Origin of the sequence: Pantoea sp. SIMBA_079 (genome assembly GCF_046940275.1) — a bacterium.
Taxonomy (GTDB): Bacteria; Pseudomonadota; Gammaproteobacteria; order Enterobacterales; family Enterobacteriaceae; genus Pantoea; species Pantoea borealis.
In genome coordinates this window covers 1-321 of the sequence record NZ_JAWRYR010000123.1, presented here as the reverse complement: position 1 = coordinate 321, position 321 = coordinate 1, and the positions used below count along the sequence as shown (strand labels likewise).

Genomic DNA, 321 nt, shown 5'->3' with positions numbered 1-321 from the left:
CTTTAATCATGTCAGCCAGCGATTGCAGCGGACGCTTGTTAGAACCGTTGATTGCACGACCGCGACGGCCGTTGTCCAGCAGGGCAGCTACCGCTGCCTGCAGCATACGCTTGTCGTTGCGCACGATGATATCTAGCGCAGCCAGATCCAGCAGACGCTTCAGACGGTTGTTACGGTTGATTACGCGACGATAGAGATCGTTGAGATCTGACGTTGAGAAACGACCACCATCCAGCGGTACCAGCGGACGCAGATCTGGCGGCCGAACCGGCAGAACGGTCAGGATCATCCACTCAGGCTTGTTGACAGACTGCACGAACG

The 321-nt window shown here is 56.7% G+C and carries 1 protein-coding gene; it reads right to left on the bottom strand.

Annotation, left to right across the window (positions count from 1 at the left end):
* Positions 1 to 321: hypothetical protein (locus tag SB719_RS19385; protein WP_412159634.1), on the bottom strand; the 321-nt coding region annotated here is incomplete at both ends.